The sequence below is a fragment of the Acidobacteriota bacterium genome, from assembly GCA_040752915.1.
Taxonomy (GTDB): Bacteria; Acidobacteriota; UBA4820; order UBA4820; family DSQY01; genus JBFLVU01.
In genome coordinates this window covers 1-22,465 of record JBFMHB010000007.1, presented here as the reverse complement: position 1 = coordinate 22,465, position 22,465 = coordinate 1, and the positions used below count along the sequence as shown (strand labels likewise).

Sequence of the window (22,465 nt, the reverse complement as noted above, 5' to 3'; positions counted from 1 at the left end):
CATCGCGGTTCCAGGTGGTCCATCCTGAACAGGCGGTGGTTTCCCACGGGACGCCGCGGGAGGGTTCCGTGACCGGCCAAATGGACGCCTTGTTCGAATTTCTGCTTTCCTTCTCACCCCAAGTCAGCGACCTGAACTTCTCCGTAGGACGCGCCCCCCAGGTCGAGGTGAACGGGCAGCTCGTGGAAGTCCCCATCAAGGGGCTGGGCAAGCTCTCTCCTTACCAGACGGAGCAGATCGCGCTCCACCTCATGCGCAACGACCGGAACCTCATCCGGAAGCTTCTCAAGCAAGGATCGGCGGACCTTTCCTACTCCATCCCGGGCAAGACCCGCTTCCGGGTCAACGTGTTCTCCCAGAGGGGCACCTACAGCATCGTTTTGAGGGTCATCCCCAGCGGGGTTCCCACGGTCGAGGAGCTGGGCCTTCCGGATCAGATCAACCGGGTGGCCGAGGAGCGCAACGGGATCGTCCTCGTCACGGGCCCCACGGGGAACGGAAAATCCACGACCCTGGCGGCGATCATCAACAAGATCAACATGGACAAGGCCTATCACATCGTGACCATCGAGGATCCCATCGAATACCTCCATCGTCACAAGAAATCCACCATCAACCAGCGGGAGCTGGGGGCCGACGTTCCGACCTTCGCCCTGGCCCTCCGGGCGGCCCTCCGCCAGGCGCCCAAGGTGATCCTGGTGGGAGAAATGAGGGACGTGGAGACCACCGAGATCGCCCTGGAGGCGGCGGAGACCGGGCACCTGGTCCTCTCCACGCTTCACACCATCGACGCCAGCAAGACCGTGGACCGGATCATCGGGCTCTTCCCGAAAAACGAGGAACAGCAGATCCGGACGCGCTTCGGCCAGACCTTCAAGTGGATCATCTCCCAGCGCCTCATTCCGCGGGCGGACGGGACGGGGCGCCTGGCGGTGTGCGAGATCCTGAGGTCCAGCGAGCGGACCCGGGAGTACATCCAGAAGGGCGAGAGTGAGGGCAAGAGCCTCGTGGACGCGATGAACGACGGCTTCCTCGACGGGATGCAGACCTTCGACAACGAGTTGGAGCGCCTCTGGAAAGAGGGAGCCGTGACCCGGGAGATGGCCCTCTCCTACGCGACCAACGCGGCCAACCTGGCCCTCAGGATGTCCGGCATCGCGGCCACCGGGGGGGAGGCCAAGGTCGCCCAGCGGCTCGTTCCGGGGGGAGGGGCCGCTGCGGGTCAGGCCGTTCAGACTCAGGTCCCCGCAAAGAAGGCATCGGTTTCCGAGCCCGCGGCCCCGGCCCCAATCCCGGCCGCTCTGGACGTGGACATCAAGGACTTGATGGAATAGGTGGGAGAAACCGCCATGACGATCACGTGCCCCGATTGCGGGAAATCCTTCCGGGTGGACGAGGCCAAACTCCCGGCCCGTCCGGTGGCCCTCAAGTGCCCCGCCTGTGGAGGCCGGATCTCCGTGGCGCCCGAGGAGGCTCCCGCGCCCTCCGAAGGGGCGAGACCGGCCCGCAATGACCTTCCGGAAGAGGGGAACGGCCTGCGGCCCGGGACCCCTTCCTGGGACCGTCTGCGCCGCGAGGTGACGGCCGACGTCCTGAGGCACCTGGGGGTCGCAGCGGGACCCTGGGGCTCCGACGAGGACGCCGAGTTCGGGGAAGAAGGGCAGAAGACCGCGCTCGTCTGCGAGGACGAAGCGCTCTTTCAGGTCGCCATCTCCGAGATCCTGGAGCGGCAGGGGTACGCCGTGGACCTGGCGGCCTCCAAGGCGGCGGCGCTCGAGGCGCTCGGGCGAAAGCCTTACAGCCTGGTGACCGTGGACAACTGCTACGGAGACGACCCGGAGGGCGGATTCGCCATCCTGCAGGCCATCAACGGGCTTCCTCCCGAGGTGCGGCGAAGCATGTACGTGGCCTTCGTATCCGTGGACTTGTCTACCATGGATACCCGGTCCGCTTTCATCCTCGGGGCGAACCTCACGGTTTCCAAGAAAGACGTCAAGAAGCTGGACCGCATCCTCCACCAGGGCCAGCGGGAGCACGCCAACCTCTACCGGGTCTTTCGAAGGGTGGAGGAGGAGATCCAAAAAGCGGAAGGCTAGACCGGTCCCCTCCGGTTTCCTGTGGCCCCAGGAGGGACCGGAAAATCCCCGGGCCGCATCCCCAAACCCTTGCCCCACCGCCTTGCGCCGTGAGGGCGCGAGACTTGACGCCGGGGCGGGCGGACCGCTAAACTGAACCACTGTACCGCCCCGGAACACTGAGTCCCTGAACAGGAGGGGTCATGAAAGTCTACGGACCGCAGGAGATTCGGAACGTCACGCTTCTCGGCCACGGCGGCACCGGGAAGACCAGCCTCGCCTCGGCCATTCTCTATACGGCGAAGGCCGTGAACCGCTTTGGAAAGGTGGACGAGGGCACGGCCCCCACGGATTTCGAGCCGGACGAAATCGAAAAGAAATTCTCCGTCTCCACGAGCCTCGCCTTCGCCGAATGGAACAAGTGCAAGATCAATATCCTCGACACGCCCGGATACGGCAACTTCATCGCCGACGCCAGGGGCCCGATCCGGGTCTCGGACGCGGCGGTCCTGCTCGTGAGCGCGGTCTCCGGTGTGGAGGTCATGACCAACAAGGCCTGGGAGTACGCGGAGGAGTTCGGCGTACCCAGGATCTTGGCGGTCAACAAGATGGACAGGGAAAACGCCTCCTTCGAACGCGCCTTGAAGTCCATCCACGAGAATTTCGGCCGCCTTGCCGTCCCCGTGTTTCTTCCCCTGGGGGAGGAGAAGCACTTCGAGGGCGTGGTGGACCTCATCCACGGGAAGCTCCACCGTTATGCCGCCGACGAGTCCGGTCAGTACAAGGAGGAGGCAATCCCGGCCGACCTCCAGGAGGAGGCCTCCCGCCGGCGCTCGGAACTGGTGGAGATGGTCGCGGAACTGGACGAGAAACTGATGGAGAAGTACTTCGAGGCCGGGGATCTGACCCCCGAGGAGCTCACCGCGGCCCTCCGGCTGGGCGTGGCCCAGGACAAGATCTTCCCGGTCCTCTGCCTTTCGGCCACAAGGAACGTGGGCGTGGCCGACGTGCTCAACTTCCTCACTGAATTCGCTCCGTCCGCCTCCGAACGGCCCCTCTTCTCCGCTACCCCCAAGGAGGGAGCGGAGCCGGAGACGGTGCCCGCCGACCCGGCGGCCCCCGCCAGTCTGTTCGTCTTCAAGACGATCTCGGACCCCCAGCAGGGCCGGATATCCATCTTCCGGGTCGTGTCGGGCAAGATCAACGGGGATTCGGTCCTGACGAATCCGGCCCGCGGGAGCCAGGAACGCATGGCGGGGCTCTTTCACCTGAGGGGCAAGGAACACGTGAAGTGCGAAGAGATCGCGGCCGGGGACATCGGGGCCGTGATGAAGCTCAAGGAGACCTTCACCGGCGACACCCTGGCCGCCAAGGAGCGGGTCCTCCAATTCCCCCCCGTGGCCTATCCCATCCCCGCCATTTCCTTCGCGGTGGAACCCAAGAGCCGCGGGGATGAGGACAAGATCATGGCCGCCCTCCAGCGGATGGTGGAGGAGGACCCGAACCTCAAGGTGGGCCGGGACCCCCAGACCCACGAAATGCTCGTTTCCGGATCGGGAAGCCAGCACGTGGAGGTCGTGGCCGCTCGGGTCCAGCGCCGATACGGCGTGGAGATGAACATCAAGCAACCCAAAGTCCCCTACAAGGAGACGATCAAGGGCAAGGCGGAGGTTCACGCGCGTCACAAGAAACAGACCGGCGGCCACGGACAGTTCGCCGACATCCACATCCGAATGGAGCCCCTGCCCCGGGGAGGAGGATTCGAGTTCAAAGACGAGATCTTCGGCGGCGCGGTCCCTCGGAATTTCATCCCGGCCGTGGAGAAGGGGATGGTCGAATCCCTGGAGAAGGGCGTTGTGGCCGGCTATCCCGTCGTGGACCTGCGCATCACCCTCTTCGACGGGGGGTTCCATCCCGTGGACTCCTCCGAAATGGCCTTCAAGATCGCGGCCCACATGGGGTTCAAGGAAGCCATGGAGAAGTGCAAGCCGACGATCCTGGAGCCGGTCATGGGGGTGGAGGTGGTGGTCCCCGAGGAGTGCATGGGTGACGTCATGGGGGACCTCAACAGCCGAAGGGGCCGCATCCTCGGCATGAATCAAAAGGGCGGGAACCAGGTCATCAAGGCCCAGGTTCCGCTCTCCGAGATGCTGACCTACGCCTCGACCCTGAAGTCCCTCACGGCGGACCGGGGGACCTTCGCCATGGAGTTCTCCCAGTACGAGGAGGTTCCCGCTCTGATCCAGCAGAAGATCGTGGAGGAAGCCAAGAAGGCCGCCGAAGCGGAATAGGGACCGCCAACGGAATCCCAAAGGTCGGGGGTGGGCGTCTGTCCGCCCCCGCCTTTGTCTTGACAGATAAGGCCGAAATCCCGTATTATTAACAGTTGCGCGCGGGTGCGCGCCGACGAGGAGGCGCCTTTGCTGGCCATTCGCTTGAAGAGGATCGGAAGGAAGCACCGCCCCTACTACCGGCTGGTGGTTTCGGACAGCCGTAACCGGCCCGGGGGGAAGAACGTGGATGAAGTCGGACACTACGATCCCCTGCCGGATCCCTCCGAGCTGAAGGTGGACCTTCAGCGCGTGGACTACTGGCTGGCCCGGGGAGCGAGGCCCTCGGCCCAGGTGGCGCGGCTCATCGACATCACCCGGAAGAACGCCCAGGTCTGACCCCGCTCCCGGCGCTGGAGCCCCCTCCGCGCCTTCGGGGTTCCGCTGCCGGCCTTGCCCGCTCCGATGAGACTCGTTGCCGTTGCCCGCGTAAAGGGTCCCCGCGGGGCGCGGGGCCAGATGTGGGTCGAGCCGTACCGAGAAGGGCTGGAGGAGAAGACCGCCGGAGAGCCGGTCTGGGCCGGCTCCAGTGCGGAAGGTGCGCGCGCCTTGCCCTTCAAGGAGTTCTTCACCTACGCCAAGGGGTCCGTTCTGGCCCTCGACGGGGTGAAAACGCCGGAAGAAGCCGAGGGACTCCGGGGACTGGAAATTTTCCTGCCCGAGGAAGCGGTCCCTTCGGAGGACCCGGACGCTTTCTTCACCGACGAGGTCCTCGGGCTTTCGGTTACGGATGCCCGGAGGGGCCGGATCGGGACCGTCGTCGGGGTCGATGCGGGGAAGGCCTACTGGGTGATCCGGGCCCGGGGCGAAGGGGGTGAATTCGAGGTGCCGGCCGTGAAGGGGCTGGGAGTGGCGGTGGATCGGTCGGGCGGAGCGGTCAGGGTGGACCTTCCGGACGGATACCCGGGACTCGGGGAAGGAAGCGATGCGGATTGACGTGCTGACCCTTTTCCCCGAGATGCTCGAGGGATTCCTCGCGCATTCCATCGTGAAGAGGGCCCGGGCGGCCGGAGTGGTGGACGTCCGCCTGCACAACTTCCGCGACCACGCGTCCGACAAGCACCGGACGGTGGACGATTCGCCCTTCGGCGGTGGTCCGGGAATGGTCCTCAAGCCCGAGCCCATCTTCGCCGCCGTCGAGGCTCTGCGGGCCGAGACGGGAGGGGACATGCCGCTGGTCTACCTGTCCCCCAAAGGGGAGCGCTTCACCCAAACCCTCGCGGAGGAGTTCTCCCTCCTGCCCCGGCTGGGACTCCTTTGCGGCCGGTACGAGGGACTCGATCAAAGGGTGGTGGACCACCTCGTGGACCGGGAGGTGTCCATCGGGGATTACGTTCTCTCCGGCGGCGAGCCCGCCGCGGCCGTCGTCCTCGACGCGGTCGTCCGGCTTCTGCCCGGCGCCCTTGGGGACGGAGCCTCCACGGAGGAGGAGTCCTTCCGGGGAGATCTGCTCGAATATCCGCACTACACCCGCCCGGCCGAATTTCGGGGTTGGGCGGTACCGGAAATCCTGCTCTCGGGGAACCACGAGGCCATCCGGAGATGGCGCCTCGATCAGGCCATCGAGACCACTCGGAAGAAGCGGCCGGACCTGCTCGTGGGCCGGGCCGCGCGGGAGGCATGCCATGAGTGAGAAAATCGGGTCGGTGGAAAAGGAAGGCCTTCGGGCCGACCTCCCCCAGTTCAAGGCCGGCGACACGGTCAAGGTCCACGTGAAGGTCCGGGAGGGGGAAAAGGAGCGTCTGCAGGTGTTTCAGGGCGTGGTCGTCGCCCGGAAGCACGGCGGCATCCGCGAGACGATCACCGTCCGCAAGATCTCCGGAGGGATCGGCGTGGAGAGGATCTTCCCGCTCCACAGCCCCATCGTCGATCGGATCGAGCTCGTGTCCGAAGGAAAGGTTCGACGGGCCAAGCTTTACTACCTCCGCGCCCTCAAGGGCAAGAAGGCGCGCATCGAGGAGGTGGGCAAGGCCTGAGGAGGGCCGGGTGCCCGACCTTCTCGCGCTCGAGCGGGACCTCTGGGCCCGGGGGTATCTGGCGGTGGCCGGCGTGGACGAGGCCGGCCGGGGGGCTCTCTTTGGCCCGGTGGTCGCCGCGGCCGTGGTTCTTGACCGGCGGAAGGACCTCTCCCTTTACCGCGATTCGAAGACGCTCTCGGAGGGAATGAGGGAGAGGCTGTACGGCCGGTTGGTGGCCGACGGCCACCGCTTTTCCACCGGTTTCTCCACCTGCGAGGAAATCGACGCGACGGACATCCTGAGGGCCTCCCTCCAAGCCATGGCCCGGGCCCTTGACGGCCTGGGCGCGCCCCGGCCGGACTTCGTGCTGGTAGACGGCCCTCACTATCCTGAGGTATCCTTGACGGGACGAGCCGTCGTACAGGGAGACGGGTGCTCCGCGAGCGTAGCGGCCGCCTCCATCGTGGCCAAGGTCACGAGAGACCGGCTCGTAAGGGATTTGGACCGCCAGTTCCCGGGATACGGGCTCGGGCGGCACAAGGGGTATGCCACGCAAGGCCACCTCGAGGCCCTGCGTAGGTTGGGGCCCACGCCGATGCACCGGCGAACCTTCCGCGGCGTGGGGCAGGAGACGGCCTGATGGCCCTGGACCGAGCGAAGACCAAGGCCAACGTGGACAAGTTCTTGCGGGCCAACCGCATCCAGGACGCCGTCCGCGAACTCCAGAAACTCGCCGAAGACAATCCACGGGACATCCAGACCCTCAACCAGATCGGCAACCTGTACCTTCGCCTGGGAAACAAGACCGCCGCCGTGCCCATGCTCATCAAGGTGGCGGAACTCTACGCGAAGGACGGCTTCGCCACGAAGGCCGTCGCCTCCCTGAAGATCGCCACCCGGGAGCAGCCGGAGAACCTCCAGGCCTGGGAGATGCTGGGTTCCCTGTCGGAACAGCAGGGCTTCATCCGGGAGGCGAGGCTCGCGTACGATCAGGTCGGCCGGCTCGTGGGCCAGAGCGGGAACCTCGACGCGCTCATCCGGGTCCAGCGGAAGGTGCTCGACCTGGAGCCCGAGAACATCAAAATCCGCGTCCAGGTCGGGGACAACCTCCTCAAGCTCGGGAGGACCGACGAAGGCGTTCGAGAGTACCTGAAGGCCGCGAACCAGCTCGTCTCGGAGGGCCTCCTGAAGGAGGCCGCCAGGCTCTTCGAACGGGCCCTTCAGCTGAGCCCGGACAACATCCGGCCGCTCGAGGGCCTGGTCAAGAAGCTCCTCTCGAGTCAGCAGGCCCAGCATGCCCTGGAAATCCTGGACACCCTCCTCGAGAAGCACCCGGACGCCGAGTCCCTCCTCCTCCTCAAGATCGACGCCCTGAGCGAAACCCAGCGGGGCAAGGAGGCGGAAGGCCTTTGCCTGCGCCTCCTGAAGTCCCGGCCCGACAGCGTCGCGGCTCATAGCCGGCACATCAAGCTCCTGGTCGGCGCAAACCGCCACAGCGAGGCCTTCGCCGCCCTGGGGACCTGGGGGAAAACCTGCGATCCAGTCCGCCTGGCCGACGTGGAAGCCCTCCTCAACGAGGTGCTCTCCCACGCTCCCGGCAATCTGGAGGGTCTCAAGGGGCTCGCCGATGTGGCGAGGAGGTCGGGGGACGCCCGCCGACTCCTCGCCGCCCTGTCCAACCTCGCCGCCACGGCCGAGGAGCAGAGGAGCGACCAGGAGGCCCGGGCGGCCGTGGAAGAAATGGTCCGGATCGATCCGGCCAACCCCCTCTACCAGGAGAGACTCGAACGCCTGCGGGGAGGAGGGGCTCCCGTCGCTCCCGCGCCTCCCCCGGCGCCTCCGAGGCCGGTTCCGGCCGCCGCCCCCCCTGTTTCCGAACCGGAGGATCTGTCGGCATCGGCGGAGGAAACGGGCGAACTCGAGATCGAGATCGACGTGGGCGACCTCCAGATGGAGCAGGCGGATGTCACCGCCTCCCTCTCCTCGGGCCCCCCGCGGCTTCCCGCGGAGGAGCCCCCTCCACCCTCCCCGATGCCGCCGGCCCAGCCGGGGAGGCCGGAGGGCCCTTCCGAAACGCCCCCGCCGGGACCCTCGGGCAAGGTGTTCACCCCCCGGGAGGCCGAGGCCATCCGCGAACAGCTCACGGAGGCCGAGGTCTTCCTGAAATACGGGTTCGCGGACAAGGCCATCGCCGAACTGCAGGCCATTCTCCGCAAGGCGCCGGACCACGTCCACGCCCACCAGAAACTCATCTCCATTTTTCGGAAGCAGAAGAAGCCCGACAAAGCCGTGCGGCAGATTCTGAAGCTCGCCCGCGTCTTCGAAATCCAGGGGGATCGGGAAACCCGGGACAATCTCGTCGAAGAGGCGCGCGCCCTGGACCCCAACAGCGAGGCCCTCCGGGAGTTCCTCGAGCCCGCCAAGGCCCAGAGCGCCGTTCGGCCAGGACTGCCGGAACTCGATCTGGATCTGCTTCTCCCCGCGGCGGCGGCCCCCCGCCGGGAGCCCGCGGACCTCGAAGTCGAGATCTCTCTGGACGAGGTTGGCGGAACGCCCCTCGAAGAAGAGCCCCGAGTGGAGCCGGTGGAGGAACCGCCGGTTCAGGAAGAGCTCCTGGGCGAAATGGCGCCTTCCGAGGAGCCGTCTCCCGAGGAGCCGCACCATCCCCAAGCGCCCGAAGCGGAGGTCCCCTCTTTTTCCCTGCATCTGGCGGAGGAGGAGATCCGAGCCGACGCCGAACTCACGGAGAGCCTGGAAGAGGCGGAATTCTACCTCAGTCAGGAGTTGTTCGGGGAAGCCAAGCGAGCCCTGGAAGGGCTCGAGGCGAGATGGGCCGGTCACCCGAGAGTGGTGGACCTCAGGCGCCGATTCGACGAGGCCGTTCAGGAGCCTCCCGCCCCCTTCGAACCCCTGGTGGAGGCGCCCGAGGAGGCGCCGCTCATCGAGTTCCCCGCTCCCGAATCGGCCTCCGGAGGTGATGGCCGGTCCGCCGACGAGTTCGTTCTGGATTCGGGGCCCGAGGAGGCCCTCTTGGAGAAGGACGCCTTCCCGGAGGCGCCTCTGGCCGATGTCGGACCTGCGGCCCTCGATGCGCCGCTCCAGGAAGAGGCGGAGGTCCTTCCGGAGGAAGCTCCCTCCCTGCCCGGGGTTGAGGCGGAGGAGGCGCCGCAGGAGGCTCCTGCCGCGGCCTCACCCAGGAGCCGGACCAAGCTCAGGGTGAGCCTGGAGGAACTCTTGCCCCCCGACGTGCTCGAGCGCGACCAGAAGGCCTTCACGGAAGAGTCCGGCAAGGACGAGTTCCTGGAGCTCGCCAACGAACTGGGCGCGGCCCTCGAAGGGCTCCAGTCCTCGGAGGAATCCCTCTTCGAGGAGACGCCGAAATCCCCCGAGGAGATGTCCTTCGAGGAGGTTTTCGAGGAGTTCAAGAAGGGGGTGGAAAAGAAGGTCGGCGAGGAGGATTACGCGACCCACTACAACCTTGGCATCGCCTACAAGGAGATGGAGCTCCTGGACGAGGCCATCGGCGAATTCCAGATGGCGGCGAGGTCTCCGCAGTACTTCGTGGAATGCTGTTCCATGCTGGGGATCTGCTTCCGGCAGAAGGGGCTGCTGGAACTGGCGGAGAAGTGGTATCGAAAGGGACTTACGGCCCAGGGGTTCCCGGAGGAGGTCATGACGGGCATCAAGTACGACCTCGCGGACACCCTGGAGGAAATGGGAAACGCGGAGGAGGCGGGCGCCCTCTTCCGCGAGGTGTACGCCTCCGACGCCAACTACCGGGACATCCGAAGCCGGATCAAGAGGTTGTCCGGAAAATAGGCCCCCCGAGCCAGCCCGGATCCATTGAGAAGGTCCCCCTCAGGACCGTTCCCACGCGCAGACCCGAACCCGGCCGGCGAGATCGCGCAGGGAGAACTTCCAGATCAGATCCCCGTGCAGGCTCCTGAGGGCGCGGACTCGTCGCGCCTGGGCCGCTCCGATTTCGCACAGGAGATGGCCCCCCGGCCGGAGCGCCCGGGCGGACCAGCCCGCAAGGGCCCGGTAAGGGGACAGGGGGTCGGGGCCGCAACGCAGGGCCTGCGGGGGTTCGAATCGGCGCACCTCTGGGGGAAGGTCATCCCACTCCGGATCCGTCACGTAGGGGGGGTTGCTGAGGACGAGGTCCAGCCCTCCGGCGAAAGGAGGCCGAAGGAAGTCCCCCTGGACCAGGCAGACGTTGGGTCGGCCGGACAGATTGGCGCGGCTCCAGGCCAGCGCTTCCCGCTCCCGCTCCAGCCCGATGAACGCGGCGTCGGGCCTCTCGACGGAAAGGGCGAGGAGAACGGCCCCGGACCCGGTTCCCGCCTCGACGATCCTCGGCGCGGTTCGTTCTTGCAAGAGGCGCAGGGCCGATTCCACGAGGTGCTCCGTCTCGGGCCTGGGGATCAGGCATCCGGGACCCACCCGCACCTTCAGCCCCCAGAATTCGTGGAATCCCCGGATGTACTGGAGGGGTTCCCGGCTCTCGCGGCGGGAGAGGAGGCTTTGGAGCAGGGCGAGCGACGACGGCGGGATGGCCCTCTCCGGGTGCGCGAGGACCTCCGCCTTGTCGGACTGCAGAGCCTGCGCCAGGAGAAGCAGCGCGTCCCGTCCCGGGTGGGGAACGCCCGAGGCCCTCAGGCGTCCGTGAGCTTCCCGGAGCCACTCCCCCGCGTCCACGGCCCCTCACCTCCCCTAGGGTTTTACGGAGGCGTCCACCAGCTCGATGCTCAGGTCCCTTGCGGCCTCGAAGATCCGGTCGTCCCGGTAGAACTCGCCGAAGACGATGCGGCGGATCCCCGAAGAGGCGAGGAGCTTGAAGCAGGTCCAACACGGTGAAGCGGTGATGTAGGCCGTGGCGCCGTCGGTGGAAACCCCGTGCTTGGCGGCCTGGACGATGGCGTTGGCCTCGGCGTGGCTCGTCCGCTCGCAGTGGCCGTTCACCATCATGTGACCCGCTTCGTCGCAGTGGGGCAAGCCCGCCACGGACCCGTTGTAGCCCGTCGCGATGATGTACTTGTCCTTCACGAGGACGCACCCGACGTGTTTCCGGTCGCAGGTGGCCCGGCTCGCCACCTCCCTCGCGATATCCATGAAGTACTCGTCCCAGGACTTTCGCATGCGCCAGACCTCGCCGATGGGCCCCTATGCTAGCATAGCCGGGGCGGATCTCGTCAGGGCGGGCGCCAGAACCCCCTAGGCCGGAAGGGTCGGGGGAACGGGGAGCGTTTGCCCGGAAGGGATCCGCCGGAGCGCGAGGCGGATATGTACGTGGATGTCCATTGTCACCTCTTGCCCGGGGTGGACGACGGCGCGGCGGACTGGGCCGAATCCTCGGCCATGCTCACCCAGGCCCGCGAGGAGAAGGTGTCGGCCCTCTGCGTGACGCCCCATATGTGGCCGGACCGCTATCCGAACCGCCCCGGGGACCTCCGGGAGGCATTCCGCGCCTGGTCGGAGAAGGCCTCCGGCCGGGGAATCGAACTTCACCTCGGAGGCGAGGTCCATTTCCGGCCGGACCTGGCCGAAGCGTGGTCGGCCGGTGACCTGCTTCCCCTGGGCGAGAGGGCCGCCTACGTCCTCGTGGAGCTCCCGCTTCTCCTTTGTCCTCCCGGGGTGGAGGAGGTTCTGTACCGGCTTCGGCTCGCCGGCGCGGAACCCGTCCTGGCGCACCCGGAGCGCTACCCCTACGCCCAGAGGGATCCCGGCCGCCTTTCGGGGATCGCCGAGGCGGGGATACCCTTCCAGCTCACCTGCGCCAGCGTGGCGGGCCACTTCGGCTCGGCGGTTCAAAAGGCCTCCTTCGCCTTCCTGGAGCGAGGGTGGGTCCACGTGATGGCCTCCGACGCGCATTCTCCAACGGGCCGCAGGCCCGTCTTCCGGGAGGCCGTGGAGGTCGTGGTCCGGCGGTACGGCCGTGAGGCCGCCCGGCGCCTGTGCGTGGCCAATCCGCGGAGGCTCCTGGATGGCGAGGCCGTTCAGCCCGTCCTCTGCGCGGTTCGGAAGCGTGGGCTTTGGCGCTCCTGAAATGAGCCTGCGTGACGAAGTCCTTTCGCTCCTGGAAAGCCGGCCCGAGGAGGGGTTCACCCTGAATCGGATGGCCTCCGAACTCGGTTTCACGGGCAAGAAACGGTATGCCCTGGAGGGGATCGTCCGCGCGCTGGAAGCCCAGGGCCTCGTGGAGAGGGCGAGGCGCCTCGTGCGTCTCTCTCGCCGCCCCCGGGCCGTCGCCGGAACCTTTCACGCGGCGCGGGGCGGCTTCGGCTTTCTCACCCCGGATGCGGGCGGGGAAGACCTCTTCGTACCTCCGGGGAAGACGGGCGGGGCCCTGGAGGGAGACCGGGTCTCGGCCCACGTGGTCCCGGGACGGGGGCGAGGGGGCCGGCCCGAGGCCCACGTGGCGCGGGTCCTTTCCAGAACCGCCCGCCCAGTTATCGGGATTGTCCAGTCGGGGAGGGTCCTTCCCTTCGGCGGTTCCCAGCCATCCATCGCCCTGAGAGAGTGGGCCTCACTGGAGGGTCGAGTGGTGGCCGTGGTTCCCGAGGCAGGGGCGGATCTTGCCGCGGCCTCTTCCGCCGTCCTCCTGGGAGACCTCGACGATCCCAGCACCCCGGTTCGGGCGGCCGAAGGGCGGTTTGGATTGGATGCCCAGTTCCCACCGGAGGTGGAGGCCGAGGCCCTGGCCTCCGCCGAGGGTGCCGATTTCATCGAGGGGCGGAGGGACTTGAGGGACCTGCCCACCCTGACCCTCGATCCGGCCGACGCCAAGGACCACGACGACGCGCTATCGGTCCGCCGCGAGAAGGAGGGGTACCGGCTCTGGGTCCACATCGCGGACGTCTCCCATTTCGTCCGCCGCGGGACGGCCCTGGACCGGGAGGCGCGCCGCCGCGGGAACAGCGTCTACCTTCCGGGAACGGTCTACCCCATGCTCCCCCGCGCCCTCTCGGCGGATGCCTGTTCGCTTCTCGAGGGGCGAGACCGCCCCGCCGTAACCGTGGACCTCACGGTGGATCCCTCGGGCCGCGTGCGAAGGGCGGGCTTCTACCGAAGCGTGATTCGCGCCGACCAGGTCCTTTCCTACGAGGAGGCCCAGACGCTGCTGGAGGAGGCGCCTCCCCGCGAAGCCACGGACCTCGTGCGCCTCCTCCGGGACGCGCGGGACCTATCCAGGGCCCTTTTCAAGCACCGGCTCTCATTGGGCTCCCTCGATCTGGACCTCCCCGAGGCCAGCCTGCGCTTCGGCCTCACGGGGCGAGTCGAGGACGTCCTTCCCTCCGTGCGCCTCGCGACGCACCGGCTGGTGGAGGAGGCCATGCTCGCGGCGAACGTGGCCGTGGCGCGCGAGCTGGCCAGGAGAGGGAGCCTCGCCCTCTTCAGGGTCCACGATCCTCCGGACCCCGAAAAGCTGGAGGCCCTCCGGCCCCTGCTGAACGCCCTGGGGCTCGGCGCGGCGGGCATGAGGGACCTTTCCGATCCCAGGGCCCTCCAGACCCTGCTCCGGCGCTGCGAGGGCCACCGCGCCGCCAAGATCGTCTCCTATCTCATCCTGAGGGCCATGGCGCAGGCCCGGTACGCACCTGCGCCGAGGCTTCACTACGGGCTGGGATTTCGCACCTACTGCCACTTCACATCGCCGATCCGCCGTTATCCCGATCTGATCGTCCACCGGGCCCTGCTGGGAGAAGAAACCGAGAAGGAAGAAGCCGTCGAGGACCTCGCGAACCACTGCTCTTCGACGGAGAGGGCGGCGGACCTCGCAGAGCGGGAAGTGGTCAGCTGGCACCAGATGGCGTTCCTCTCCGGGCGCCTGGGAGACACCTTTCAGGCCATCGTGCTCGGCTTCACGCGCTTCGGGGCCCGCATCGAACTGGTGGACCATCTCATCGAGGGGGTCTGTCCCTTTGCGCTCATGGAGGGGGATTACTTCACCGTGGAGCGCGACGGCCTGGCGGCCAGGGGTCGGTTCAACGGGGCGCGGATTCAGGTCGGCGACCTTTTTCCGGTGCGGCTGGTCCGGGTGGACCGTCTGATGGGGGAGGCGCACTTCGCGCCCGAAGGGTGGCCGCCTCCGGCTCGCGGGCCGGGCCGGCGGCGCCGGGGAGGCCCGACTCGCGTATAATAGAATCCGCGGTCCCCGGGGCCGCGCATCTCGGTTGGGGGACTCCCGATGCGGATCAAACCACTGAAGATCGACACCTACCGCGAGTACATCCTGTACCTGAGAAAGGACTCGGACCTGTGTCGGGCCCAGGGATTCGGGGCCCTGTCGAAGGTGGAGGTCGTGGCCGACGGAAGAAGCATCGTGGGCGTCCTCGACGTGGTCGACGAGCCGTTCCTTGCCCCCGACGAAATCGGCCTGTGCGAGTACGCCTTCAAGAAGCTGGGGCTTCCCGCCGGCACCGAGGTGGTGGTGCGCCATCCCGACCCGGTCCGGTCGGTGGAATTGATCCGCCGGAAGATCCACGGCGAGGTGCTCAGCGCCGAGGACTACCGGTACATCGTCCAGGACATCGTGAAGAACCGGTACTCGAAGGTCGAACTCACGGCCTTCGTCGTCTCCACGGCCCAGGGCGGGATGGACCGGGACGAGATCGCCTACCTCGGCCAGGCCATGGTGGACGCCGGGGAAAAGCTCTCGTGGGGCCGGGACATGGTGGTGGACAAGCACTGCATCGGCGGCGTTCCGGGAAACCGGACCACCATGCTCGTGGTTCCCATCGTGGCGGCGTACGGGCTCACGATCCCCAAGACCTCCTCCCGAGCCATCACCTCACCCGCGGGCACGGCCGACACCATGGAGGCGATCGCGGAGGTGAACCTGAGCCTGGACCGGCTGAAGGAGATCGTGCGGGAGGAGAACGGTTGCCTGGCCTGGGGAGGCTCCTTCGCCCTCTCCCCGGCGGATGACATCATCATCTCGGTGGAGCGTCCCCTCAACATCGACGCGCCCGGCCAGATGATCGCTTCCATCCTCTCCAAGAAGGCCGCGGCGGGCTCCACTCACGTCCTCCTCGACATCCCGGTGGGGCCCACCGCCAAGGTCACGAGCGCCGCCCACGCGGTTCAGCTCCGCAAGCTCTTCGAATACGTCGGGGAACGGATGGGCCTCCACGTGGAGGTTCTGATCACCGACGGCTCCCAGCCCATCGGCAGGGGCGTGGGTCCGGCCCTGGAGGCCCGGGACGTGCTCCGGATCCTGGAGGGGGCGCCCGAGGGGCCGGCCGACCTGAGGGAGAAGGGGCTCGAACTCGCCGGCCGGGTCATCGAATTCGACCCGAAGGTGCGCGGGGGGGCGGGACGCGCCTTGGCCGAGGAGATTCTCACCTCCGGCCAGGCGCTGGACAAGATGCGGCGAATCATGGCCGCGCAAGGGCCCAGGACACCCGCGGTCCCCGGGGCGTTGACCCGGGAAGGCCGGTCGCCTCGCTCGGGCAGGATCGCGGCCCTGGCCAACCACCTCGTGGCCAAGTGCGCCAAACTCGCGGGGGCTCCCCTGGACATGGGCGCGGGCGTGGACCTTCTCAAGAAGGTGGGCGACGAGGTGCGCCAGGGAGAGCCCCTCTTCCGGATCCACGCCGAGCAGGAGGCGGACCTCGGCTTCGCCTGGGAGTACTGGGAGCGCCACCCGGAAATGTTCGTGGTGGAGTGAGCGCGAGAAATCCTCGGGGGATTCCATGGGACACGTGGCGGAAACGGCGGCCCGGATCCGCTCCCTGGAGATCCAGGGGGCCAACGCCATCGCCAAGGCGGCCCTCGAGGCGCTGGCGAGGGACATCGCCCGCGACCCGGCCACGGACCGGCGCGAGGCGGCCTCCCTGCTGGTCTCCGCCCGCCCGAACGAGCCCATGCTGCGCAACCTGTTGGCGGCGTTCTTGGGGGCCCTCGGAGATCCGGCCTCTTCCCTTGAACTGGCCGCGGAGCTTCTCGAGCGGGTGCGGGCCGACGAGGAGGCGCTGGCGGCGGCGGGCGCCGACCTCGTTCTCGACGGGATGACGGTGTTTACGCACTGCCATTCCTCCTCCGCCGTCTCCATCCTTCGGGAAGCCCACAGGCGAGGGAGGCGCTTCAAGGTCTTGAACACGGAGACCCGTCCTCGGTACCAGGGGCGCATCACGGCTTCGGAGCTCGCGTCGGATGGCGTGGAAGTCGTGCACATGGTGGACTCCGCCGCCAAGTACGCGCTGGACGGCGCCGATCTCTTCCTCTTCGGCGCCGACGCGATCCTTCCCTCCGGGTACCTCATCAACAAGGTGGGCACGGGGATCTTTTGCGTGGTCGCCAGCCGGTACGACGTGCCCACCTACTGCGCCACCCTGACCCTGAAGGTGGTCAGGGACCGGGCGGACGAGAGGGTGGAGGAGCGGGATCCTCGAGAGGTCTGGCCGGAAGCTCCGCCCGGGGTCCGGGTCTTCAATCCGGCCTTCGATAAGGTACACTTGAAGTACATCACCGCCTTCGTCACCGAGAAGGGGCTCGTCAAGGATGTCCTCGCCCAGGAGTGGAACCCCGTACGGGACGGAAGGCCCTAGAGGAGCGCGCATGTCCTTCGACCATCCCTACCTGGACCTTGGGGCGAGCCCGAGAGAAGACGATTTGCTGTGCCTGTTCGACGTGACGCCCGCCGAAGGTGTTTCCATGGAAAAGGCGTGCAACGCCCTCGCGGCCGAATCTTCCATCGGGACCTGGACGGACGTTGGAACCCTCTCTCCCGACCTGCGTGAGCGGCTCAAGGCGAGGGTCCTCTCCATCGATAAGTCCAGGGTCTGCGTGGCGTACGGGGCCTGCCTGTTCGAACCCGGGAACATGGCCCAGATTTACTCTTCCGTGGCCGGGAACATCTTCGGCATGAAGGACGTTCGGCGGCTGAGGCTCGCGGCGATCTCGTTCCCCGAGGCGCTTCGGGACGCCTTCCCCGGGCCCGGGATGGGCATCCGCGGGATCCGGGAGGCCCTCCAGATCTTCGACCGCCCCCTGGTGGGGACCATCGTCAAACCGAAGATCGGGCTCTCGCCCAAGGAACAGGCCCAGGTCCTCTACGAGGCCATGGCGTCTGGATGCGACGTGGTCAAGGACGACGAAAACCTCACCTCGCAGGCATTCTGTCCCTTCGAGGAGCGCCTGCGCGCCTGTCTCGACGCCACCCGTCGCGCCGAGGACGCCACGGGCCAGGCGAAGGCCTACATCCCCAATGTCACCGCCCCCACGGAGGTCATGCTCAAGCGGGCGGGACAGGTGTCGCACCTTGGAGGGAAGGTCGCCATGGTGGACCTCGTGACGGCCGGCTGGTCGGGCGTCCAGAGTCTGAGGGGCGTCGGGTTTCCGCTCATCCTCCACGGGCATCGGGCCATGCACGCCGCCTTCACGCGACTTCCCGACCACGGCATCGCCATGGCCGTCCTGTCACGGTCAGCCCGCCTCGCCGGCATCGACCAGCTGCACGTGGGGACGGCCGTGGGCAAGATGGCCGGCGGCAGAGCCGAGGTGCTCGCCTCGATCCGAGCCCTCACGTCCACGGGAAGGGACGATGCGCCCGACACGGTTCCCCAGAACTGGAAAGGGACGGCGGCCTCCATGCCCATCGCCTCGGGAGGACTCCATCCGGGCCATATCCCCGAGGTCTTGGCCATGTTCGGGCGGGACGTCATCCTCCAGTTCGGAGGAGGCATCCACGGCCACCCCGGCGGCACGGCGGCGGGGGCCAAGGCGGTGCGGCAGGCACTGGACGCGAGTCTTGCGGGACTCTCCCTCGAGGAAGCCGCCGGGTCCGCCCCCGAGCTCAGGACGGCGCTGGACGCCTGGAAAGGGGGGGCATGAGCGTTCTTCTTCTGGTTTCCAAGGACGCCGAGCTGAAAGGCCTGGTGGAGAGCGTCGCGTCCACGGGGTGGAAGCTCCTCGAAGCGACCTCACCCGCCATGGTCATTCAGCTTCTCCAAGGCGCGACGCCGACGGTCATGGTGGCCGACATGCACCTGGTCGGCGTGGAGGGTCTCAATTTTCTGGACGCCGTCTGCCGCCGGACGGACCCCCCGCTCCCCCTCGTCCTCGTGGCCCCCGCGGCGGCGGATGCATCCGTCCGGCGCAAGGCGGTCTCCCTCAAGGTGTTGGCCCTGCTCGATCGGCCTTTGTCCCAGGAGGACCTGAGGACCGTTCTCGCGCCCTTCGCCCCCGCGGAGGTCCCTTTGCGCATGTCCCTTCTGGAGTGCCTGGGGGCCGGTTTCACCGATTTCACGGCCCGGGAGATCACCCTGGGGGGGGAGTTCGGAACCCTCTCCCTGCTCTTCGGGAAGGGAAGCCTCTGGACCATCCGCCATGTTCTCTACCCAGAGCGGTATGTGCAGGTGCTCCGTGAGCGAGGCCTGGAGGTCGGGCTGGATGAGGGGGACCCCTACCTTTCCGTCGCTGGGGCCGAGGAGCGCCTCGGTCCCTCCCCCGCGCTGCTCGCAGCCAAGCAGTCAGTGCTCCTCTCCACCCTCGCAGGATGCTCGCCCCACCAGGCCCTGGAAATCCGCACCGAGGACGCGGTGATTCCCGAGGGCCTGGTTCCCGTGGACATTCCCTCCATCTTGGTCCCGCTCATGGAACACGCGCCGGAGGAGGCCCTCAACGTTCTGTGGTCCGAGGGGTTTCGGGTGCGGACCTCCGGGAGCACGATCCCGGAGGACCTCGCCATCCGGCCGGAGCACGGGTTCATCCTGTCCCAGTGCGGCGAGCCCCGGAGCCTGAAGGACCTCTCCGTCACCGGCATCCTCACCCGCAAGCAGGTCGGTTCCGGGGTCTATCTCCTGTGCATGCTGGGGCTTCTGTCCCCCGAACCGGAGGTGGAACCCCCCTTCCGACTCGAAGCCCTTCGCGTTTCCCTGGAGGAAGCCGAAGGTCGGATCCGCCGCCAATCCGAGGCCATCCAGTCCCTCCTGAGGAGCCTGCAGGTACCGGGCCAGAATCCATACCAGATCCTGGGCGTCCCCCCCGACGCCACGCCCGCCGAGGCCCAGCGGGCATCGGAGGCCCTTCTGAGGCGCCTCAGCCCCGAGATGCTGCATCCGGAGGTGTTCCGAAGGCACCAGAGGGACATCCTGCTGATCAAGGCGAAGGCAAACGAAGCCCAGCTCCTGATCCAGACCGCGTACTTCCAGTCGCGGAAAGGAGGGTTGGAGGCCCCGGCCGATTCCAAGCCCTCCGCCCCGGCCGAGGGGAGCGCCTCCGGGGAGAGCAGGAAGGCGGAGGCCGCCAAGATGCTTGGGTTGGCACGGGAATACCTGGAGCAGGACCAGGCCTACGAAGCCTCCCAGTACCTCAAGGTGGCCCTCTTTCACGACCCCGCCTCGGCCCCGGCGCACTTTTTGATGGCCAAGATCTACGAGAGGAATCCCTCTCAGAGGGCGAGGCACATGGCCGAGCGGGAGTACCTCCAGGCCACGCAACTGGATCCAAAGAACATCGACTACCTCCTGGACCTGGCCGAATTTTACAAGGACAACGGGCTCCTGGCCCGCTGCCGGGCCTTTCTCGACAAGGCCCAGGCCATCGAGTTGCGGCACCCCCGGGCTCTGTCTATCCGCAAGGCGATCAAGGGGATGTGAGTGGAGGCCGGTCCTTTGAATGGAAGCGAACCACGAACCTCTGGCCCAGGCGAAAAACTTAACCCATTAGATTGGATATGACCCCGAAAACTTGACTTTTCAAAGGGCGTTCGATAGACTTTAATGGAGAACAGGTCTCGCGTGAGAGGGGAGAGAACGATGCGAATTCGGTTGCGGTACCTCTTGCTCCTCGCGCTGTGTGGGGTGCTCGCGCTCGGCTCCACCGTGAGCGCTTCCGCCCAGAGCGCGGAGGAGCCGAAGCCATCCGAGGGCGTTGCCCCGCAATCCGTTCCCCCGGAGGTCCAGGAGAAGGCCAAGACGTACAAGGGTTCTCCCGCGCCGCCGCGGGATCTGAAGCGTGAGGCGGACGGCCATTGGACCCCTTACGTCATGCCCGAAAAGCCGCCGGAGGGTGCGGAGGTGTACACGATTCAACCGGGAGACACCCTCTCGGGTCTGGCCCAGCAGAAGTTGGGAACGTGGCTTCTTTGGCCCCAGATCTGGGACCTTAATCCCTACATCAAGGACGCGCACTGGATCTATCCCGGAGACCCCCTGTACATCCAGAAACCTCAGGTGATCCAAGAGGAGATCCCCCTGGCCGACCAGGGTGCGGGCCCCTCGGAGACGGTTCCCGAGGGGACCTCGGCCGAGGAGGCTCTCCAGCTGGAGGAAGAGGCGCCGATTCCGCCCGTCAGCGAATACGACGTCTACTGCTCCGGGTTCATCCAGAGGGACTTCCAGCGGCCGCATTTGTCCGTGGCGGGCGGTCCCATACCCAGCCGGGAGTCGCTTTCGAAAGGGGACGTGGTCTACCTCAACGAGGGCAAGGCCGAGGGTCTGGAGAACGGGCAGCAATTCTTCGTCATTCAGGAAGGCGCGAGGGTGGTCCATCCGGACACGGGCAAGGGCCTCGGCCGCATCCTCAGGCGGACGGCCCAGGTCCGCGTGGTGGCCGCCCAGGAGCACGCCTCCATCGCCGAAGTGGTTCAGTCCTGCGACGTCGTCCGGCCGGGGGATTCTCTCGTCCCGTTCCGGCCCATCCCGATCCCCTGGAACATCCAAAAAAGCTCCCAGATCCCGCTTGAACTGCCTCCCACCGACAAGCCCTCCGGAAGGGTCGTCTGGTCCGAGGATCGGATGGAGAGCACCGGCCAGCACAACACGGTCTACATCGACATGGGATCGGATCGGCAGCTCCTTCCCGGAGACAAGGTCTGGTTTTTCCGCTTTCCGGCCAGTCAGGGAAGCCTGACGAGCGCCTGGAAGGACCTCTACCGGCAACAGAGCGTGGAGGTCAGCGATAACGACCTCTTCCGCCCCAAGAAGCGCGCCAAGTCCGGGGCGGTCGCGGAAGCCGACGAATCGAAGGGCGGGGACATGGGCGGGGAGGTCCTCGACCTCAGCGCCGGGGACCTCGGCACGATCCGGCATTTCCTGGGCGAGGGCGTGGTGCTCACGACCGAGCGGGAGACGGCCTGCGTGAAGGTGCTCAGTTCGCTGGGAGAGATTGGGATCGGCGACAGGGTCCTCCCCCAGTAGATTGGGCTTTCCAGCTTGAAAAACGGGGAGGGCGGCCAGAGCCGCCCTCCTCGTTTCATTCGGAGCCGCCCTCCGGCTGTCTGGCTTGCTTCAGGAACGGGTCCGGAGGGCCTCCAGACCGGGGAGAGCCTCGCCCGCCAGAAGTTCCAGCGTAGCTCCTCCGCCGGTTGAGATGTGGGAAATTCGTTCGGCCACGCCGGCCCGGTGGACAGCGGCCACCGAATCTCCCCCGCCCACCACCGTGACGGCTCGGGAATTCGCGAGGGCGCGGGCCACCGAAACGGTGCCCGCGTCGAAGGGGGGCCGTTCGAAGACGCCCATGGGGCCGTTCCAGAAGACGGTTCCCGCGGCGGCGGCGGCGGAGGCGAACTCGGCCGCCGTTTTCTGGCCGATGTCGAACCCGGCCAGGTGATCCGGCACCGAGGGCCCAACGACGGCCACGGCGGCCTCGGCCTCCTCCAATGAGGGAGCGGCCACGTGGTCCAGGGGGAGGAGTACGCGGATCCCCCGGCCTTCGGCCTCTTCGAGGATGTGAAGGCATTCCTCCTGAAGCGCGGGTTCGCACCGACTCTGCCCGATGGAGACGCCGCGGGCGAGAAGAAACGTGTAGGCCATGGCGCCGCCTATTCCCAGCGTGTCCACCTTGGCAAGAAGCCTGCGGAGGATCGGGAGCTTGTCGGCCACCTTCGCGCCGCCCAGGAACGCGGCGTACGGCCGGACCGGATCGGACAGGCGGTCCGAAAGGTACTCCAGCTCCCTCTGCATCAAGAACCCGATGGCCGGGTTCGGGAAGGCCTTGGGGAGGGCGCACACGGAAACATGGGCCCGGTGCGCGGCGCCGAAGGCATCGTTGACGTAGAGATCCGCCAGGTTGCGCAGGGCCTCCGCGAGCGAAGGGTCGCCCACGGTCTCGCCGGGCTCGTACCGTATGTTTTCGAGGAGAAGGACCTCTCCGGGTG

At 67.2% G+C, this 22,465-nt stretch carries 19 protein-coding genes; 16 read left to right on the top strand and 3 right to left on the bottom strand.

What is annotated here, in order from left to right:
- The first annotated feature begins 68 nt into the window (after positions 1 to 68).
- The 9 genes from AB1824_02495 (at position 69) to AB1824_02455 (ending at position 10,182) form a co-directional block, all read left to right on the top strand.
- Positions 69 to 1,334, top strand: a complete 1,266-nt coding sequence (locus AB1824_02495; GenBank protein MEW5763822.1) for a PilT/PilU family type 4a pilus ATPase — start codon at positions 69 to 71, stop codon at positions 1,332 to 1,334.
- 15 nt (positions 1,335 to 1,349) lie between these two features.
- Entirely contained in the window at positions 1,350 to 2,096 is a 747-nt protein-coding gene (locus AB1824_02490) for a zinc-ribbon domain-containing protein (protein ID MEW5763821.1), read from the top strand.
- Positions 2,097 to 2,278: 182 nt separating this feature from the next.
- Positions 2,279 to 4,366, top strand: a complete 2,088-nt coding sequence (gene fusA / locus AB1824_02485; GenBank protein MEW5763820.1) for an elongation factor G — start codon at positions 2,279 to 2,281, stop codon at positions 4,364 to 4,366.
- Positions 4,367 to 4,495: 129 nt separating this feature from the next.
- Positions 4,496 to 4,744 (top strand): 30S ribosomal protein S16, encoded by a 249-nt coding sequence (gene rpsP, locus AB1824_02480; GenBank protein ID MEW5763819.1) that lies wholly within the window; start codon positions 4,496 to 4,498, stop codon positions 4,742 to 4,744.
- A gap of 66 nt (positions 4,745 to 4,810) precedes the next feature.
- Complete coding sequence (gene rimM, locus AB1824_02475; GenBank protein ID MEW5763818.1) at positions 4,811 to 5,341, top strand: ribosome maturation factor RimM; 531 nt, start codon at positions 4,811 to 4,813, stop codon at positions 5,339 to 5,341.
- Entirely contained in the window at positions 5,331 to 6,038 is a 708-nt protein-coding gene (gene trmD / locus AB1824_02470; protein MEW5763817.1) for a tRNA (guanosine(37)-N1)-methyltransferase TrmD, read from the top strand. The genes rimM and trmD overlap by 11 nt, the downstream gene beginning before the upstream one ends.
- On the top strand, positions 6,031 to 6,381 hold the full coding sequence (gene rplS, locus AB1824_02465) for a 50S ribosomal protein L19 (protein ID MEW5763816.1): 351 nt from the start codon (positions 6,031 to 6,033) through the stop codon (positions 6,379 to 6,381). The genes trmD and rplS overlap by 8 nt, the downstream gene beginning before the upstream one ends.
- A 10-nt stretch (positions 6,382 to 6,391) precedes the next feature.
- On the top strand, positions 6,392 to 7,003 hold the full coding sequence (locus AB1824_02460) for a ribonuclease HII (protein ID MEW5763815.1): 612 nt from the start codon (positions 6,392 to 6,394) through the stop codon (positions 7,001 to 7,003).
- Positions 7,003 to 10,182: a tetratricopeptide repeat protein gene (locus tag AB1824_02455; GenBank protein MEW5763814.1), complete on the top strand. Its 3,180-nt coding sequence runs from the start codon at positions 7,003 to 7,005 to the stop codon at positions 10,180 to 10,182. Before AB1824_02460 ends, AB1824_02455 begins: the two co-directional genes overlap by 1 nt.
- 39 nt (positions 10,183 to 10,221) lie before the next feature.
- Here the strand turns inward: AB1824_02455 and prmC are convergent, their stop codons facing one another.
- Positions 10,222 to 11,061 carry a peptide chain release factor N(5)-glutamine methyltransferase gene (prmC, locus tag AB1824_02450; GenBank protein MEW5763813.1) on the bottom strand — a complete coding sequence of 280 codons (840 nt, stop codon included), beginning with the start codon at positions 11,059 to 11,061 and terminating at the stop codon, positions 10,222 to 10,224.
- Positions 11,062 to 11,076: 15 nt separating this feature from the next.
- Positions 11,077 to 11,502, bottom strand: coding sequence for a dCMP deaminase family protein (locus tag AB1824_02445; GenBank protein MEW5763812.1), 426 nt, complete (start codon positions 11,500 to 11,502; stop codon positions 11,077 to 11,079).
- A gap of 144 nt (positions 11,503 to 11,646) precedes the next feature.
- Between AB1824_02445 and AB1824_02440 the strand changes: the two genes are divergently transcribed.
- From AB1824_02440 to AB1824_02410, 7 genes are all read left to right on the top strand, one after another.
- The gene (locus AB1824_02440) at positions 11,647 to 12,408 is read left to right on the top strand and encodes a CpsB/CapC family capsule biosynthesis tyrosine phosphatase (GenBank protein MEW5763811.1); all 762 of its coding nucleotides are present in this window, start codon (positions 11,647 to 11,649) and stop codon (positions 12,406 to 12,408) included.
- A gap of 1 nt (position 12,409) precedes the next feature.
- Complete coding sequence (locus AB1824_02435; GenBank protein ID MEW5763810.1) at positions 12,410 to 14,503, top strand: VacB/RNase II family 3'-5' exoribonuclease; 2,094 nt, start codon at positions 12,410 to 12,412, stop codon at positions 14,501 to 14,503.
- A gap of 48 nt (positions 14,504 to 14,551) precedes the next feature.
- The gene (locus AB1824_02430) at positions 14,552 to 16,033 is read left to right on the top strand and encodes a thymidine phosphorylase family protein (protein ID MEW5763809.1); all 1,482 of its coding nucleotides are present in this window, start codon (positions 14,552 to 14,554) and stop codon (positions 16,031 to 16,033) included.
- A 25-nt stretch (positions 16,034 to 16,058) separates the two neighbouring features.
- Positions 16,059 to 16,913 carry a hypothetical protein gene (locus AB1824_02425; GenBank protein ID MEW5763808.1) on the top strand — a complete coding sequence of 285 codons (855 nt, stop codon included), beginning with the start codon at positions 16,059 to 16,061 and terminating at the stop codon, positions 16,911 to 16,913.
- 10 nt (positions 16,914 to 16,923) lie between these two features.
- The gene (gene rbcL / locus AB1824_02420) at positions 16,924 to 18,198 is read left to right on the top strand and encodes a type III ribulose-bisphosphate carboxylase (GenBank protein ID MEW5763807.1); all 1,275 of its coding nucleotides are present in this window, start codon (positions 16,924 to 16,926) and stop codon (positions 18,196 to 18,198) included.
- Positions 18,195 to 19,964, top strand: coding sequence for a hypothetical protein (locus AB1824_02415; GenBank protein ID MEW5763806.1), 1,770 nt, complete (start codon positions 18,195 to 18,197; stop codon positions 19,962 to 19,964). The genes rbcL and AB1824_02415 overlap by 4 nt, the downstream gene beginning before the upstream one ends.
- 159 nt (positions 19,965 to 20,123) lie before the next feature.
- Positions 20,124 to 21,506: a LysM domain-containing protein gene (locus AB1824_02410; GenBank protein ID MEW5763805.1), complete on the top strand. Its 1,383-nt coding sequence runs from the start codon at positions 20,124 to 20,126 to the stop codon at positions 21,504 to 21,506.
- Between the two features lie 90 nt (positions 21,507 to 21,596).
- Here AB1824_02410 and pgk read toward each other — a convergent pair.
- A partial coding sequence (gene pgk, locus AB1824_02405) for a phosphoglycerate kinase (protein ID MEW5763804.1) occupies positions 21,597 to 22,465 on the bottom strand: 869 nt, incomplete at its 5' end.